This is a genomic window from Pseudarthrobacter sp. 05T312, assembly GCF_056396685.1.
In genome coordinates, this window is record NZ_JBFTLY010000018.1 from 25,488 (window position 1) to 40,147 (window position 14,660).

Consider the following 14,660-nt stretch of genomic DNA (forward strand, 5'->3'; position numbering starts at 1 on the left):
ATCCGGAAGCCGGGAATCCCGCCATGCCTCGGTAGGCTTGAGTAGTGAACAAACAGAGGGCCGGCGTATTCATCGCATTCGAAGGCGGCGATGGCGCCGGGAAGTCCACCCAGGCGGCCCGGCTGGCGGAGGCACTGGAATCCCGCGGCTACACCGTGCTCCGTACCCGCGAACCCGGGGGCACCCCCGTCGGCGAAAAGCTCCGCTCGCTGGTGCTTGACCACGGCAATGGCGAGATCGACGCCCATACAGAGGCCCTGATCTTTGCGGCTTCCCGTGCCGCCCACGCCACCCAGGTGATCCGCCCGGCCCTTGCCCGCGGCGGGATTGTGCTGACCGACCGCTACATCGACTCCTCCGTGGCTTACCAGGGGGCAGGCCGAAACCTGGGCCAGGACGCCGTGCGTACCCTCAACGAGTGGGCCACCTCGGGACTCCAGCCGGACCTGACTGTCCTGCTGGACGTCGACCCGGAACTGGGGCGCCACCGCCGGACTGCGGGCCAGGCAGCCGAGGACCGGCTGGAATCCGAAGCCGACGAGTTCCACACCCGCATCCGGGACGCGTTCCTCGACCTGGCAGCCGTCCGGCCCGCGTCCTACCTGATCCTCCCCGCCCAGCTCCCGGCTGACGAGTTGGCCGGGCGGATCCTCGCCCGGGTCGACACCCTGCTGGATGCAGCAGCGGGGCTGGCGGCGCAGGAGGAAGTACCGGTGCCTGCGCCGGGAGCAGCCTCCGACGGCGGTGGCTCATGACCGTTTGGGATGACCTCCAAGGCCAGCCCGCCGTCGTCGAACAACTGCGCCAGGCCGCGGGCGGCGAGGGCCTGACCCACGCCTGGCTGTTCACCGGGCCGCCGGGGTCCGGCCGTTCCAACGCCGCCAAGGCGTTCGCTGCCGCGTTGAACTGCGACCAGGAGGACGTGGGCCTTCGAGGATGCGGACAGTGCCAGGCGTGCCACACGATTCTGGGCGAAACCCATTCCGATGTGACCTTTGTGCGCACCGAAAAAGTCACCATCACCATTGACGAGGCCCGTGAGCTCGTGGCGACGGCGGGCAACCGGCCGTCGTCGGGCCGCTGGCGGATCATCGTGGTGGAGGATGCCGACCGCATGGCCGAACGGACCACCAACGTGCTGCTCAAGGCCATCGAAGAGCCGACGCCGCGCACCGTGTGGATGCTGTGCGCACCCTCGCCTGCCGACGTCCTGGTCACTATCCGCTCGCGTTGCCGCAGCGTGGCCCTCCGCTTGCCGCCGGCCTCGGACGTCGCAGCGCTGCTGGTCCGGCGCGACGGCGTAGACCCCGCCCTCGCGGAACAGGCAGCCCGTACGGCGCAAAGCCACGTGGGCATCGCCCGCCGGCTGGCCAGGGATCCGGCCGCAAGGGAACGCCGCCTGGAAACCGTCCGTTTCCCGCTGGGACTGCGCGGGGTAACGGCCGCCGTCATGATGGCGGACAAGCTGGTCAAGATTGCCACGGCAGAGGCGAACAGCTCCAATGAGGAGCGTGACGCCGCGGAGAAGGCCAGCCTGCTTGCTACGCTTGGAGCACCGGAGTCCGGCACCCTGCCGCCGGCAATGCGCAGCCAGGTGAAGCAACTCGAAGACGACCAGAAACGCCGCGCCAAGAGGTCCATCACCGACTCCCTGGACCGGACGCTTACCGATCTGCTGTCCTTCTACCGGGATGTGCTGGTCATCCAGCTGGGGAACGCCGTGGAACTGGTCAACGTTGAGCTGAGGGGTGAGCTGGAGGAGTTCGCAACCCACACCACCCCGGAAGCCACACTGGCCCGCATGGACGCCATCAACAAAGCCCGCGAACGCATCACCACCACCAATGTGGCCCCGCTGCTGACCATAGAGTCCATGGCGGCCAGCCTGATCCAGCCTTCCAAGGAGACCCGATGACTGCCCGCCCCCTGCCCGCACGCCACAGGTCCCTGGCGGTCGCCGTCCGCGCTGCGGGTGCCATGGCCCTGGCCATGGTCCTGGCCTCGTGCAGCCTCCTCAACGGCGGGGACAGGAACCCGCCGGAGGCGGCCACCGCCAAGGCTGATCCGTCCATCGTGGCGTCCGCGCCCGCCGGGCTCGAGAAGTTCTACTCGCAGGAAGTCGTTTGGCAGCCGTGCGAAGGTGAATTCCAGTGCGCCAAAGTGACCGTGCCCGTGGATTACGCCAATCCTGGCGGCGACACGATCCAGTTGGCCGCTTTGCGGGCGCCGAGCACGGGCAAGAAGACCGGCAGCCTGCTGGTCAACCCGGGCGGCCCTGGCGCGTCCGGCTACGACTTCGTCAAAGACGCCGCCGGAACCCACTTTTCGGCTGCAGTCCGCAACGCCTACGACCTCGTCGGTTTCGATCCGCGCGGCGTGAAGCGCTCCGCCCCGGTCACCTGCATGTCGGACGCCGAACGCGATGCCTCCCGGGCCAAGGTCTACGCCCTTGAGACCGATTCCGGACTCCAGGCGGCCCTGGCGGACAATAAGGCCATCGCCGCGCAGTGTGCCGCGCAGACGGGCCCGGTCATGGCCCATATCGACACCGTCAGCGCCGCCAAGGACATGGACGTCCTGCGGGCCATCGTGAACGACACCAAGCTGAACTACCTGGGATACTCCTACGGCACCTTCCTGGGATCCACCTACGCCTCACTGTTCCCGGACAACGTGGGCCGCATGGTCCTCGATGGAGCCCTTGACCCCTCCATCAGCAACGAAGACCTCACCAGCGGCCAGGCCAAGGCTTTCGAAAAGGCGCTCCACACCTACGTGGCGAGCTGCCAGAAGCAAGGGAAGTGCCCGCTCAGCGGCGACGCCGACTCCGGCGTGCAGCAGATCCGGGACCTGATCAACTCCATCCAGCAGACACCCCGCACAGCAAAGGACGGGCGGCTGGTCAATGCAACCACCTTTGTCAGCGGCCTGATCACCCCGCTGTACAACGACCAAAGCTGGCCCGCCCTCACCCAGGCCCTTGAGGCGGCCATGTCCGGCGATGTAAGCCTCATGCTCCGGCTTGCCGACCTCGGCGCCGACCGTGCCTCCGACGGTTCGTACACGTCCAATTCCACCTTCGCCTTCAACGCCATCAACTGCCTCGACTACCCCATGGTTTCGGATGCCGCGGGCATGCGCGCGGAAGAGAAGCGCCTCGAACAGGACTCCCCCACCCTGGGCTACTTCTTCGCCTACGGCGGGACCACCTGCGCGGACTGGCCCTACAAGAATGTCCGTACGCCTGCGCCGGTGGAATACAGCGGCGCCTCCCTCATCGTGGTCATCGGAACCACCGGCGATCCCGCCACCCCCGTTGACTGGGCCGCGTCATTGCGCAAGCAGTTGGGGAACGCCTCGCTGCTGACCTGGCGCGGTGAAGGCCACACCGCCTACGGCCGGGCCAACAGCTGCCTTGAGGACTCGGTGGACAACTACCTGGTGGGCGGCAAGCTGCCCGCCGACAACACCGTCTGCTGACTGCTCCCGCAGCTTCCGTCCGCCCCATTTTGACCGGGGCGCGGGGACTCTATTACAGTTGACTCTTGCATGAAGCGCCCGGTTCCGCCGGGGATTTTCATGCGGTGCTTCCTTAGCTCAGTCGGTAGAGCGTTTCACTCGTAATGAAAAGGTCATCAGTTCGATTCTGATAGGAAGCTCGGGATAAACCCCGGACAGCCCCTTGTTTTAGGGGTTTCCGGGGTTTTTCGCTGGTTAAGCGGCAATTCGGCCGGTCAGGTCTTTGGAATCCCGTTGAGTTGCGAGCGGATGAATGCCTGGTCCTCGCGGGACACGGCCGCTTCGCCGTGCGGCCCCGTGGGAAGGCTCTCGCCGCTTTGCTTGGCGATCACCGCGGTGATGGTCCGGGGAAGTATCTGGCACCCGGGGTTGTCGATGAGCCACTTCCGCGTGGCGTGGTCCAGGTGGCCCCAACGGTCTTTGAGGTTCATTGCTGACTGCTGCCTCCATGCTCGCACGACAAACTGCCTCTGCCGCGGGCGGTACGCCCACGCCAAACCTCCATTAGACGCCGGCCGTGATGGACGGGGCAGGGGCCAAAGTCCCCCTCCCCGGGCCCATTATGACGGCCGCCGCTCCGACGCCGGGCGGAGTTCAGGAAACGGCAAGCCAGGCAAGGTATCCTCCCGGTATGACCCCCCGCTTCCAGGCTGCTGTTGCGCGCGCCGCGGCCTTCGATGCTGCCATTTCCGCAGGGTGCAGCCAGCACGCACCTGCCACTTCCGCATGTCCAAGCCGGTGGGACCGGACGCGGCCCGCAGGACAGTTAGGGAACGGGAACTAGCAGTGGAGCCACATGTCCCGCGGCACCTCAGCCAGGACGGAAAGGGTCCCGGCCGCAGGGTCGTTTTGCTGGCCGCGGTGCTGACAATGTCCGCCGCGGTGCCTGACCTGCAGCCGAACCGGAAGCAGGATGCGACCACCTCTGACCAGCCCGCCGACGGCGGCCCCGGGGACGTCAACTCGACGGTCCTGCACTCCGGTCCGGACGGCGACGAACCCGCACCCACCCCGCCGGCCGCGCCCGTGCTGTCACGCGCCCAGGTTGTCGACACCTACGGAAAGCACCAGGCCCGGTACTGGGGCCTGGAGGCTCCCGGCGTCCTGACCCGGATGCCTCCAGGGCAAGGCATCGCACTGACCTTGGACTTTTGCGGCGGCCCCGGCGGCAGCGGCTGCGACCAGGCCCTTCTTGACACGCTGCGGCAGCGCCACATCCCGGCCACGCTCTTCCTGAACTCGCGGTGGATCGCAGCCAACCCCGCCACCACCCGGCAGCTGGCAGCAGACCCGCTCTTCGAGATCGCCAACCACGGAACGTCCCACAAGCCGCTGTCCACCACCGGCAACACGGCCTACGGCATTCCCGGTACCAGGAACGCGGGGGAAGTCTATGACGAGGTCATGCCGAACGACGAGGCCCTGGCAAACATCACCGGCAAGCGTCCCAAGTACTTCCGCCCCGGCACCGCCTACCTGGACGACGTCGCCACGGACATCCTGGGTGCGTTGGGGGTGAAGCCGGTGGGCTTCAGCATCAATGGCGACGGCGGCGCGACCTTTCCTGCCGCAGTCGTAGCCAAAGAGGTGGCAAGAGCGCGGGCGGGGGACGTAGTCATCTGCCACGGCAACCACCCCAATGGGGGTACAGCGGAAGGCGTCAGGCAGGCCTTGGACAAGCTGCTCTCGGCAGGGATGTCCTTCGCCCACCTGCCGTAGGCCGTCCGCCGCGGCGAAGCCGGGAGCAAGCCCCTCCGGCAGTGCTGGCAGCCCGCGTGCCGATCGGATACGTTGACAGGGAAGCCGTGCCCAGCCGCACCGGACGCTGCCACACCGGTGCTGAACGTTAGGAAGTCGCCATGCCGGAAGACCACGACCTGCCCGCCATCGGATGGGTTCCTGCGTGGGCGGACCTGCAGGAACGCAGTGCAGCCCCGGTTGAAGGAGGATTCGTCCTGGGGGCGGGCGCCGGGCAGGATCCGCAAGGCCAGGAGTATGTGGCCAGCTGGCCGGGACCCGGCGCCGGGGAGCTTGCAGGCAAGGCCGCTGCCGGGGACGGAGTGCGCCTCACGCTGCTTTCCGCCGACGCCGCTGCTGTAAAGGGCCAGGTTCCAGGGGGCCTTGCCCCTGTGGCCGAACGGGTACTGCTCATGGCGCCGACGGCCGAGTTGAACGGGACGGTGGAGCTGCCTGAGAACTCCCAGGTCGCTTTGGCACCCATGGATACCTTTGACGCCGTCGAAATAACCGTATTCGACCACCCCGTCGCCAAGGGACGCATACAAGTCCGGGACGATTTCGCGGCGGTGGCCGTCACCGAACTGCCGCAGGGGCCGGAGAAGGAGAACTTCGAACAGGGCCTGTTCGCCGCCATGGCGGAGGAGGCGTTCCTGCACGGCGCCGAGTACCTGCACATGGTGGTGGAGCCGGAGGCAGCCGCCCGTTACGAATCGGCCGGCTGGACCGCCGCGGGCCGGCTGGTCAGTTTCGAAAGGGACTGACGACGGCGACAGGCCCTAGTCCGGCCTGCCCACCACCACCTGGGAAGGGCTGTGGGTCACGTACCCGTTGGCCCAGGAAAACAGCGCCCTGACTTTCTGCTGGAAGCCGGGCAACAGGGCCAGGTGCACCGCCAACCACGACACGAAGGCCAGCGGCCCCTGCAACTGCAGCCGCTTGCGGCCCAGCTCGGCCACCGCCGCGCCGCGGCCAACCATGGCCATGTACCCCTTGTCCCAGTAGCGGAAAGGCTCGCGCACGCCGCCGGTAAGGTCCGCGTAGATATTGCGCGCAGCCCACTTGCCCGATTGCTGGGCCACCGACCCCAGCTGCGGCAGCTTGTTCCCGCCGGCGTCGGTGATGTTGGCGGAGTCACCCAGTACGTAAACGCCCTCGGCGCCCGGCGCGGTCAGATCGGGCCGGACGTCAACCCGGCCGCCCCTCCCCTGCTCCAGGCCGGACTCGGTAATGATTTTCCCGGCCTGCAGCCCACCGGCCCAGACCACGATCCGGGCAGGGATGACGGTCCCGCCCTTGAGGGTCACGCCGTCCGGCCGGACTTCGGCCACGGGCTGGCCCATATGCAGCTGCACGCCGAGCTCCGTCAGGCGGTCCCGCGCGTACGCCTGCGACTTCTCCGAAAACGCGGCGAGGACGTTTGGAACCATATCCACGAGGTGGACGTGGCACCGATCTGCCAGCTCCGGCGAGAAGTACTTTGGCACCAGGTACTTGACGTTTTCAGCGAGCGCGCCGGCCGTCTCGACGCCAGTGGGGCCGCCGCCCACCACGATGACGTCAGCACCTGCTCCCGGCTCACGGTCGGCCTGGTCCAGGACGGCGGTGATGGCCGCGCTGAGCCTGGTGGCATCCGCCACGGAGTACAGCGGATAGGCATGCTCATCCGCGCCGGGGGTGTTGAAGAAGTTCGGCACTGCCCCGGTGGCGATCACCAGGGCCTGGGCCCGGTATGTGGACCCGTCGGCCGTGGTAACGGTCCTGTTCGGCGCGTCGATGGCAGTGACCGTCGCCGTCAGGACCCGGACGCTGTTGATTCCGCGGAACTCGGCCCTCAGCGGCCGCGTCACCGTCGACACGCCGATCTGCGATGCAGCCACCTGGTAGAGGAGCGGCTGGAACTGTTGGTAGCTGTTGGCGTCAAGCAACAGCACACGGACACCTTTGCGGCCCAACTCCTCAGCCGCAGCCTTCCCGGCAAATCCGCCGCCCACCACGATGACCTGATATGAATCGTCCATTCGTGCAACTTACCCCTCCCGGCGGACGAGTAACAGGGTGCCTTCCCGCAACTGCCGTTGCGCCGCGCCATCCTGCGCCGGATCTGCCGCGGCATTCAGGAGACCTAAGATGGCGGCATGGAAGACGAAGCCCTGGCGGACATTGCCAACCGGCTGTACGCGGGACCGCTGGAGGACTTCGTTGCAGCCCGCGCCGCCGCGGCCAAGGAGGCTTCGGGCCTGGACAAGGGCCTGGCGGCAGCCGTCCGGGGCCTGCCGAAACCTTCCGTCGCTGCGTGGGCGCTCAATATGCTTGCCCGCCACCGGCCGGAGGTGCCTGCCCGGCTGGGCGAGCTGGGGGCGCGGATGCGGGCAGCCCAGGACTCGCTGGACGCCGCCGCCCTCCGCGAGCTGGGCCGTGAGCGGCGCACCCTGCTCGCCGACGCCGTCGAAACTGCGCGGTCAATTGCCCGGGGACAGGGCCGCTCCATCAGCGACGCCCTGGCATCGGACGTCGAGGAGACCCTCCGGGCGCTGACGGCCGACGCGGGGGCAGCCAACGCCGTGGCCAGCGGGCGCCTGCTCAAAGTCCTCTCCGCGGACGGCGTCAACGACGTGGACCTCGACGGCGCGGTGGCCCTCCCCGGCTTGCTCCCGGCCACGCCGCCTGCGCGGTCCACCGGGACTCCCCCGGCCGCACCGCGGACACCGGCACCAACGGCCCCGAAGGCCGCCGGGGCCAAGCCACCGGCTCCAAAGACCCGCACGACGGCGTCTGGCGGCTCCTCGCAAGCGCCCGGCAGGCCCCGGCTTGAGGCTGTCCGGCAGGCTCCCCGGCCGGCCTCGCCACCGGCGCTGGAACGGGCCAAGAGCGCCCTCGCGGAGGCGCGGGACGCTGAGCAGGCAGCTGCCCGGCTGGCCGGTGAGCTCCAGGAGCAGGAAGAAGCGGCCCGCGCGGAAATAGCGGACCTTCAGCAGGAAACGGCTGACCTCAGGCGCCGGCTCAAGGCTGCCGAGGAAAGCCTGGACCGCGCCCGTAAAAACCTTGCGGCCACCGCAGCGGAAGCGAAACAGGCCGCACGGGCCGCAGACAAGGCCAGCCGGACGTCCATGCTGGCGCAGGAACGGGTCCTCCGGCTGGGCGATCGCTGACTGCTTCACAGCCAGCCCTCGCTCCGTCGCCAAGTACTATTTCTGCATGGGGGCCAAACCCAAACGACCCGGGCTTCGGACCGCCGGGCGGCTGCCGGCGTCCCTGCGCCGAACATCACTTGTCTTCCAGCAACCCGTGGCCCTCGCACCGACTCTCCCGCCGGCGCCGCACCGACACCTACCGAGAAGAGCAGATCATCACTACCATCACCGTCCTCGTCGCCGGAGCCACCGGTGACCTCGGCCAACGCATCGTACGCGAACTCCTCCGCCGCAACACCGAGGTCCGGGTCCTGACACGCCCCGGGAGCGGAACGGCCCATGGCCTCTACGGCGGGGAGGATCGTGTGGAGATCCACGAGGCTGCCTACAGGGACCGGGCCGGTCTCGCCTCGGCATTGTCCGGCGTGGATACCGTCATTTCCGCCGTCAGCGGTGCGCGTCCGGTCATCGTCGACGCGCAGCGGGCGCTCCTCGCGGCCGCCGTCGACGCAGGTGTGGCACGGTTCATCCCGTCGGACTACTCCGCGGATTACCGCCGGGTCACCCCCGGCAGCAACCGCAACTTCGAGCTCCGCCGCGAGTTCGCCGCCGAACTCGACGCCGCACCCATACGCGTAACTTCAGTGCTGAACGGGGCCTTTGCCGACATGCTCACCGGGCAAGCGCCCATGATCCTCTTTAAGCGCCGCCGGGTCCTGTTCTGGTCCTCACCGGACCAGGTGCTCGACTTCACCACCAAGGACGACGTCGCACACGTCGTCGCACATGCCGCCCTGGATGAGGACGCGCCCCGCGTGGTCGAGATAGCCGGCGACCGCGTTACGGCGCGCAGCATAGCCCGGACAATGACCGAACTCACAGCGACGCCTTTCTCCCTGCAATGGGCCGGCACCACCGGTATGTTGGCTGCCATGAGCAGGATTGGGCGGCAACTGTCGAAGGACAATGACAAGGCCTTCCCCGCATGGCAGGGCATGCAGTACTTCGTCAGCATGTTCAGCGGCGAGGCGGAACTTCAGCATGTCAACAACGACCGCTATGGCCGGCACGGGTGGACCTCGGTCCGCGATGTCCTCGAAGCGCACCTGAAGGAGACAACCGGCGACGGGAGACAACGGGCGATCGCTCTTGCCGGGCACTGATGGCCGGCAGTTCCCGGTTCGTCCGCCTTGCGTCCTTATCAACACGCTGAGTCGGTTCCCTGGAATGTCAGACCCTGGTTGCAGACTGGATTTATGGAAAACCAAGCAGTGCAGGAATTTCACGTTACGTACTTCGACGCCGACTCCGGCCGGGCCCGTTCCGAGGTCTTTGACACCTTGGAAGACGCCGAACGCTTCGCCTGCCGGCACTGCCACGATGAGGACAGCTGGGCAGTGGTGGACGCCGTGGCCGTGGAACGCGTCCGGATCGCCGCCTGACCGGTCCGCGAATGGCTCCATCCGGGCATTGGCCGGGTTAACGGCGTCAGCCCGTGCGGCGCGGCGTTTGCCGGCAGCACGGGCTGACGCTGGGTTGGCGGACGGCCACCCGTACGTGGCGCCGGGAACCGCTGCCTTAGGGACTACGCGAAGTCGGAAACCGCCGGGTCGGCTCCGATGCGGCCTTCGCCGCCTGCGGTCCTGTCCAGGTTGTTGATGGCTTCAATGTCCTCGGCGTCCAGGGAGACCTCCAAAGCTGCGAAGTTCTCCTTGATGCGCGACTCGGTCACGGACTTGGGGATCACCACGTTGCCGATCGCGAGGTGCCAGGCGATGACCACCTGGGCCGGGGTTGCCTGGTGCTTGGCGGCGATGGACGCGATGGCCTGGTCCTTGAGCAACTCGCCGCCCTGCCCCAGGGGGGACCATGCCTGGGTCAGGATGCCCTTGGAAGCACCAAACTCACGCAGTTCGCGCTGGCTGAAGTAAGGGTGCAGCTCAACCTGGTGGATGGCCGGAACCACGCCGGTTTCGTCGATAATGCGCTGGAGGCCCTCGACCGTGAAGTTCGAGACGCCGATGGACTTGACCCGTCCGCGCTTCTGCAGCTCGATCAGGGCTTTCCAGGTGTCAACGTACTTGTCCTGCTTGGGCTGCATCCAGTGGATGAGGTAGAGATCCAGCGTTTCCAGGCCAAGCCGGTCCATGGATTCCTCGAAAGCAGCGAGCGTCGACTCGTAGCCCTGGTCGGCGTTCCACAGCTTGGTGGTGATGAAGATCTGTTCGGGTGAGAGTCCGGAGCTGGCGATGGCACGGCCCACGCCGGCCTCGTTTCCGTAGATCTTTGCGGTGTCAATGTGGCGGAAGCCGGCTTCGAACGCCTGGCGCACAACCTTTTCAGCCACGTCGTCCTCAACCTGCCACACACCGTAGCCGAGCTGGGGGATCGTGTTGCCGTCGTTGAAAGTCAAGGTAGGTGAAAGAGTCATGGTTTTATCCTGCCAAAACCCGGGAGCCCAACGCTGCGAAATCCGGCTCTGTCAGCCAGACGCTTAACTGGAAAGTAGGCTTCCAAATCGGGAATATTCCTGCGCAACCCCCGGCCTATTCCCCGTGAAGCTGCCTCTCGGCGTCGTCCACCTGCTGGAAGACGGCCTCGGCGCGGCGGTGGACGGACGCGGCGCCCACCGGCACCGGCCCCACGGCGAGCCGCAGCATTGCTGCCGCTTCCGCCGTGGTTGCCAGTGAATTTCCTGCCTTTGACAGGGACCTGTGGACATTGGACAGTGCGGCGGGAATGTCCAGGCCGTCGCTGGGAGCTCGCCGCTGCGCTTCCATGCAGACTGCCCGGACGCGCGGCAGCAGCGCAGCGAGCTGGTTGGCAATCTCCACCAGCTCGCCGTACAGCTGGTCGTCCTCCACGCCCTCGAGTACCTGGTGGAAGCGGTCCAGTCCCCGGTGGAAGCGGTCGTGCGCACGGCGCCACAGCCCCTTGCCCAGTTCCGAGTCATCCTTGCGCCCCTGCCTGGCGGCGCTGAAAAAGCCCAAGCGGAACCTACAGGTACTGGCCCGGGCCGTGGTCCGGGTCCTCGTGCTGGCCGGCCCGCGGCGTCTGTCCGGGCTGCCCCGGCCGGGCGCCGGCCGGGGCTCGCTGGGGCTCGCCGTTTTCCCCGATCACGACGCCGGGCGCAATCATGGTGCCCGGTGGCAGTTGGCGCAGCTGCAGCTGTGCGGCTGCGTGTTCCCGGGCCGCGTTCTGAGCGGCGATGGCTGTCTGGATCCCGTGGAACAGGCCCTCCAGCCAGCCCACCAGCTGGGCCTGGGCAATTCGGAGCTCTGCGTCGGATGGTGTGGCATCACCGGAGAACGGCAGGTTGATCCTGTCCAGTTCTGCCACCAGCTCGGGCGCGAGGCCGTCCTCCAACTCCTTGATGGAGCGGGCATGAATGGCAGCCAGCCTGCCGCGCGCGGCGTCGTCCAGCGGGGCAGACTTCACCTCTTCAAGCAGCTGACGGATCATGGTGCCGATCCGCATCACCTTGGCAGGCTCGTCCACCAGATCCTGCAAGCTGCTCCCCCTGGGCCTTCCGTCCGTACCGGAGGGAACCTGAACAGCGTCCTCGGTGTCGTCCACGGGAGTACCCTCTACCGGAAGGTCCTCAGCTGCCTGAGTGTCATTAGGATCGCTCATGGGTTCATACTCTCACGGCCCGTCCGCCCACGGTCCACCTGTGAAGGCCTGCGGCACGCTTGTCCGCTGCGGGCTCAATCAGCAGCACCGGCCCTGCGGGTTGCTGTCCTGGCGGTCGGTGCGGTCCCGCCAGAACTCGCGTTCGGTCAGGGGTGCTTCTGCGTGCCCGGCCGCCCGGTGGTGTTCGAGGTACTTGGCGTAGGCATCCGCGCCCATGACGCCGCCCAGGTAGCGGGCAAACCCGCGGAACCCGTTGGCGACCATGGCAATACCGGCGCTCATCAGTGACCGGTCCGTTCGAGCCGGGCCTCGGCGGGCACCTTCTCCCATTCGGCAGCCAGTTCACGTTCGGCAGTTGTTGGTACCAGCCCGGCCGGGGCGAAGACGCGCGACGGAACAGCCGGGTCCTCGTTGTCGGTGATGGCCGCTCCTGCCGACCGGTCCCGGAACGCCTTGGCGGTGGCGATCAGCGCCGTGGCGATCACGATGATGCTGAGCACCACGAAGATCACGGACAGCCAGCCCTGGATCATCGTGTTGCGGACCACCGCTTCCATGGCCGCCGTCGTCTTGGCGGTGCCGAAGGAGGTCTTGCCGTCGGCCAGCGCCTTGCTGAAGGCTGCGTTGTTGGCGAAGTAGCCCACGGCAGGGGTGGAGGAGAAGATCTTCTGGTAGCTCGCGGCGATGGTCACCACGGCGGCGAAGGCCAGCGGCAGGGCCACGATCCACAGGTACTTGAAAGTTCCGCGCTTGGCGACGATGGCCAGGACCACGGCCAGCGCGATGGCGGCGAGCAGCTGGTTGGCGATGCCGAACAGCGGGAACAGGGTGTTGATGCCGCCCAGCGGATCGGTGACGCCCATCAGCAGCACCGCGCCCCAGGCGGCCACCATGATGGCGGTGCAGAGCCAGGCACCGGGCCGCCAGGAGGCTTCCTTGAACTTGGGGACAAAGTTGCCGATGGAGTCCTGCAGCATGAAGCGGGCAACGCGGGTGCCGGCGTCGACGGCGGTGAGGATGAAGAGCGCCTCGAACATGATGGCGAAGTGGTACCAGAAGCCCATGAGGGCGGTGCCGCCGACGAACTGGTGCATGATGTGCGCCAGGCCCACGGCCAGCGTGGGGGCGCCGCCGGTCCGGGACACGATGCTTTGCTCGCCCACGTTCCGGGCCGTCTCGGACAGCAGGTCCGGGCTGATGTTCACGCCGGCCAGGCCCAGGCTGTTGACCCAGGTGGCTGCCGTTTCCACGGTTCCGCCGGTGAGGGCTGCGGGGGCGTTCATGGCGAAGTACAAGCCGCGGTCAATCGAGATGGCTGCCACCAGGGCCATGATGGCCACGAAGGATTCCATCAGCATGCCGCCGTAGCCGATGTAGCGGGTCTGCCGTTCCTTCTCCACCAGTTTGGGGGTGGTGCCGGACGAGATGAGGGCGTGGAAGCCGGACAGCGCGCCGCAGGCGATGGTGACGAACAGGAAAGGGAACAGGGCCCCGGAGAACACGGGCCCGTTTTCCCGGCTGGCGAATTCGCTGAACGCGGGAACGGTGACTTCGGGCCGGACCACGATGATGGCCAGCGCCAACATCACGATCACGCCGATCTTCATGAAGGTGGAGAGGTAGTCGCGCGGGGCGAGCAGCAGCCACACCGGCAGGATGGCGGCGATGAAGCCGTAGATGATCAGGCCCCAGGCGATGGTCACCTTGTCCAGGTGGAACACGGCTGCGCCCCATTCGGTCTGCGCCACCAGGCCGCCGCCGATGATGGCGGCCATCAGCAGGACGAAGCCGATGATGGAGACTTCCATGACCTTGCCGGGCCGCAGGTAGCGGAGGTAGACGCCCATGAAGAGCGCGATGGGGATGGTCATGCCCACGGAGAACACGCCCCACGGGCTTTCACCCAGGGCGTTGACGACGACGAGGGCCAGGATGGCCACGATGATCACCATGATGAGCAAGGTGGCAACGAGGGCTGCCGTGCCGCCGATGACGCCGAGTTCCTCGCGGGCCATCTGGCCCAGGGAGCGGCCGCCGCGGCGCATGGAGAAGAACATCACCAGGTAGTCCTGGACGGCGCCGGCGAGGACCACGCCGACGATGATCCAGATGGTGCCGGGAAGGTAGCCCATCTGGGCGGCGATGACCGGGCCCACCAGCGGGCCGGCCCCTGCGATGGCGGCGAAGTGGTGGCCGAAGAGCACGTTCCGGTCAGTGCGGACATAGTCCTTGCCGTCGGCCTTGTACTCGGCCGGGGTGGCGCGCCGGTCGTCAGGCTTGGTGATGTAGCGTTCGATTACCTTGGAGTAGAAGCGGTACCCGATCAGGTAGGTGCACACGGAGGCAAAGACGAACCAGATGGCGTTGACGGTCTCGCCGCGCACGATGGCCAGCATGAACCATGCAACGCCGCCCAGCAGGGCAATCGCCGCCCAGAGCGCGATCTTCGCCGGGGTCCATTTCCGGTCCTCGGCTTCGAGCCGTGCCTCGTCGACGGCGGGCGGAGGAAGATTTGGGTCTGTGGCCAGTCCGCCCTCCGCCTGGGATCCGCTGTTCCGTTGGTCAGGCACTCCGGCCATGTCTCCTCCTTGAGAGTTATCCCACTTTTCCTACTGGGCACCCTACCAACGCGGGTGG

Annotated in this window: 15 protein-coding genes and 1 tRNA gene; 9 read left to right on the forward strand and 7 right to left on the reverse strand. The window is 67.3% G+C overall.

Translation table 11 applies throughout. The annotated features are described in order from the left end of the window. The first annotated feature begins 44 nt into the window (after positions 1-44). The 4 genes from tmk to AC1DIP_RS17965 all read left to right on the forward strand — a co-directional run bounded on the left by tmk (position 45) and on the right by AC1DIP_RS17965 (position 3,659). Positions 45-755, forward strand: a complete 711-nt coding sequence (tmk, locus tag AC1DIP_RS17950; protein WP_477734556.1) for a dTMP kinase — start codon at positions 45-47, stop codon at positions 753-755. Beyond that, positions 752-1,915, forward strand: a complete 1,164-nt coding sequence (locus AC1DIP_RS17955) for a DNA polymerase III subunit delta' (protein ID WP_477734557.1) — start codon at positions 752-754, stop codon at positions 1,913-1,915. Before tmk ends, AC1DIP_RS17955 begins: the two co-directional genes overlap by 4 nt. Continuing rightward, on the forward strand, positions 1,912-3,480 hold the full coding sequence (locus tag AC1DIP_RS17960) for an alpha/beta hydrolase (RefSeq protein WP_477734558.1): 1,569 nt from the start codon (positions 1,912-1,914) through the stop codon (positions 3,478-3,480). Before AC1DIP_RS17955 ends, AC1DIP_RS17960 begins: the two co-directional genes overlap by 4 nt. Positions 3,481-3,586: 106 nt before the next feature. After that, positions 3,587-3,659 (forward strand) — tRNA-Thr (locus tag AC1DIP_RS17965). A 75-nt stretch (positions 3,660-3,734) separates the two neighbouring features. Here AC1DIP_RS17965 and AC1DIP_RS17970 read toward each other — a convergent pair. Further along, complete coding sequence (locus AC1DIP_RS17970; protein ID WP_477734559.1) at positions 3,735-3,950, reverse strand: hypothetical protein; 216 nt, start codon at positions 3,948-3,950, stop codon at positions 3,735-3,737. Positions 3,951-4,305: 355 nt separating this feature from the next. On the opposite strand from AC1DIP_RS17970, the gene AC1DIP_RS17975 reads away from it, so the two are divergent. After that, positions 4,306-5,238 carry a polysaccharide deacetylase family protein gene (locus AC1DIP_RS17975; protein ID WP_477734560.1) on the forward strand — a complete coding sequence of 311 codons (933 nt, stop codon included), beginning with the start codon at positions 4,306-4,308 and terminating at the stop codon, positions 5,236-5,238. Between the two features lie 140 nt (positions 5,239-5,378). Next, positions 5,379-6,020, forward strand: coding sequence for a hypothetical protein (locus tag AC1DIP_RS17980; protein WP_477734561.1), 642 nt, complete (start codon positions 5,379-5,381; stop codon positions 6,018-6,020). A 15-nt stretch (positions 6,021-6,035) separates the two neighbouring features. On the opposite strand, the gene AC1DIP_RS17985 is transcribed toward AC1DIP_RS17980, so the two are convergent. Next, the gene (locus AC1DIP_RS17985; protein ID WP_477734562.1) at positions 6,036-7,277 is read right to left on the reverse strand and encodes an NAD(P)/FAD-dependent oxidoreductase; all 1,242 of its coding nucleotides are present in this window, start codon (positions 7,275-7,277) and stop codon (positions 6,036-6,038) included. Positions 7,278-7,394: 117 nt separating this feature from the next. Between AC1DIP_RS17985 and AC1DIP_RS17990 the strand changes: the two genes are divergently transcribed. From AC1DIP_RS17990 to AC1DIP_RS18000, 3 genes are all read left to right on the forward strand, one after another. Further along, a complete protein-coding gene (locus AC1DIP_RS17990) occupies positions 7,395-8,408 on the forward strand; it encodes a hypothetical protein (RefSeq protein WP_477734563.1) in 1,014 nt (337 codons plus the stop codon). Between the two features lie 194 nt (positions 8,409-8,602). After that, positions 8,603-9,553, forward strand: coding sequence for an NmrA family NAD(P)-binding protein (locus AC1DIP_RS17995; RefSeq protein ID WP_477734593.1), 951 nt, complete (start codon positions 8,603-8,605; stop codon positions 9,551-9,553). 93 nt (positions 9,554-9,646) lie between these two features. Next, a complete protein-coding gene (locus AC1DIP_RS18000; protein WP_476209297.1) occupies positions 9,647-9,832 on the forward strand; it encodes a hypothetical protein in 186 nt (61 codons plus the stop codon). A 143-nt stretch (positions 9,833-9,975) separates the two neighbouring features. Here AC1DIP_RS18000 and AC1DIP_RS18005 read toward each other — a convergent pair whose 3' ends face one another. The 5 genes from AC1DIP_RS18005 to AC1DIP_RS18025 form a co-directional block, all read right to left on the reverse strand. Next, positions 9,976-10,821, reverse strand: a complete 846-nt coding sequence (locus AC1DIP_RS18005) for an aldo/keto reductase (protein ID WP_477734564.1) — start codon at positions 10,819-10,821, stop codon at positions 9,976-9,978. 115 nt (positions 10,822-10,936) lie between these two features. After that, complete coding sequence (locus AC1DIP_RS18010) at positions 10,937-11,380, reverse strand: hypothetical protein (protein ID WP_477734565.1); 444 nt, start codon at positions 11,378-11,380, stop codon at positions 10,937-10,939. A 7-nt stretch (positions 11,381-11,387) separates the two neighbouring features. Beyond that, positions 11,388-12,023, reverse strand: coding sequence for a bacterial proteasome activator family protein (locus tag AC1DIP_RS18015; RefSeq protein ID WP_477734566.1), 636 nt, complete (start codon positions 12,021-12,023; stop codon positions 11,388-11,390). Positions 12,024-12,101: 78 nt separating this feature from the next. Then, positions 12,102-12,305: a YbdD/YjiX family protein gene (locus AC1DIP_RS18020; protein ID WP_477734567.1), complete on the reverse strand. Its 204-nt coding sequence runs from the start codon at positions 12,303-12,305 to the stop codon at positions 12,102-12,104. Next, positions 12,305-14,602, reverse strand: a complete 2,298-nt coding sequence (locus AC1DIP_RS18025) for a carbon starvation CstA family protein (protein ID WP_477734568.1) — start codon at positions 14,600-14,602, stop codon at positions 12,305-12,307. The genes AC1DIP_RS18020 and AC1DIP_RS18025 overlap by 1 nt, the downstream gene beginning before the upstream one ends. Positions 14,603-14,660 lie beyond the last annotated feature (58 nt).

Bases quoted from the DNA above. Each gene is read 5' to 3' on its own strand.
- AC1DIP_RS18020 (WP_477734567.1), bottom strand. From the start codon at position 12,305: ATGAGCGCCGGTATTGCCATGGTCGCCAACGGGTTCCGCGGGTTTGCC.
- AC1DIP_RS17985 (WP_477734562.1), bottom strand. From the start codon at position 7,277: ATGGACGATTCATATCAGGTCATCGTGGTGGGCGGCGGATTTGCCGGG.
- AC1DIP_RS18005 (WP_477734564.1), bottom strand. From the start codon at position 10,821: ATGACTCTTTCACCTACCTTGACTTTCAACGACGGCAACACGATCCCC.
- AC1DIP_RS18015 (WP_477734566.1), bottom strand. From the start codon at position 12,023: ATGAGCGATCCTAATGACACTCAGGCAGCTGAGGACCTTCCGGTAGAG.
- AC1DIP_RS17970 (WP_477734559.1), bottom strand. From the start codon at position 3,950: ATGAACCTCAAAGACCGTTGGGGCCACCTGGACCACGCCACGCGGAAG.
- AC1DIP_RS18000 (WP_476209297.1), top strand. From the start codon at position 9,647: ATGGAAAACCAAGCAGTGCAGGAATTTCACGTTACGTACTTCGACGCC.
- AC1DIP_RS17960 (WP_477734558.1), top strand. From the start codon at position 1,912: ATGACTGCCCGCCCCCTGCCCGCACGCCACAGGTCCCTGGCGGTCGCC.
- AC1DIP_RS18025 (WP_477734568.1), bottom strand. From the start codon at position 14,602: ATGGCCGGAGTGCCTGACCAACGGAACAGCGGATCCCAGGCGGAGGGC.
- AC1DIP_RS17990 (WP_477734563.1), top strand. From the start codon at position 7,395: ATGGAAGACGAAGCCCTGGCGGACATTGCCAACCGGCTGTACGCGGGA.
- AC1DIP_RS17980 (WP_477734561.1), top strand. From the start codon at position 5,379: ATGCCGGAAGACCACGACCTGCCCGCCATCGGATGGGTTCCTGCGTGG.
- AC1DIP_RS17955 (WP_477734557.1), top strand. From the start codon at position 752: ATGACCGTTTGGGATGACCTCCAAGGCCAGCCCGCCGTCGTCGAACAA.